This is a genomic window from Comamonas sp. GCA5 (assembly GCF_036541385.1).
GTDB lineage: Bacteria > Pseudomonadota > Gammaproteobacteria > Burkholderiales > Burkholderiaceae_C > Comamonas > Comamonas aquatica.
The window spans coordinates 1-691 of record NZ_JAZHFR010000210.1 but is presented as its reverse complement, the minus strand read 5'-3'; the positions used below and the strand labels follow the sequence as shown (position 1 = coordinate 691).

The following is a 691-nucleotide window of genomic DNA, read 5'->3' as shown; positions in this document are numbered from 1 at the left end:
CCAGCACCGGCACGCCGGCGACCCCAGCATCCCCAGCGCCGCCGACGGCCACAGCCACCACAGCCACCACAGCCACCACAGCCACCACAGCCACCACAGCCACCACAGCCACCAGCAGTGTCACGGCACCGGCCCGTGCCGCCCAGGTGGCACCGGTGGTGGCCGCCGTGCAGGCGGCCCTGGCCCAGACCGTCAACCTGTCACCCCAGGCGCAGCTGGCCGTCAAGCTCGATGCCTTCCACCAGCTGGTGGCCAATCTGGTCACCCAGATTCCAGCCGGCAGCGCCACCCTGCCCGGCAACTGGCCGGCCGCCGGGGTCAGCCCGCAGCTGCAGGCCTTCGTGACCGCCCTGCTGCAGAACGCCACCGCCGGCCAGCCGCTGCCGCAGCAGCTGGTCAGCCTGCAGGCCTGGCCCACGGCCCTGGCCAATGCCGTGCTGCAACTGGCCGGGCAGGCCGCTGCGGCAGAGGGCGCACCGCCCACCCTGGCCGCCCCCCCACAGGTCGCCCCGGCGGCTGCAACGGCCACGGCCGACATCCGCCTGCCCAGCCTGCAAAACTGGCTGGTGCAACAAGGGGTGGTGCAGGGCACGGATGGCGAACGCGCTTTCACGCTGTCGCTGCGCGTGCCGGTGGCTGGGCGCAGGCCCAGGCGGCCTGGGGGCGGCCTTGCCGCGTGCGGCCGAAGGCC

At 74.4% G+C, this 691-nt stretch carries 1 pseudogene; it reads left to right on the top strand.

The window, feature by feature from the left end:
• Nucleotides 1-146 precede the first annotated feature (146 nt).
• A pseudogene (locus tag SJH88_RS19290) lies at nt 147-691 on the top strand (hypothetical protein); the annotation flags it as partial.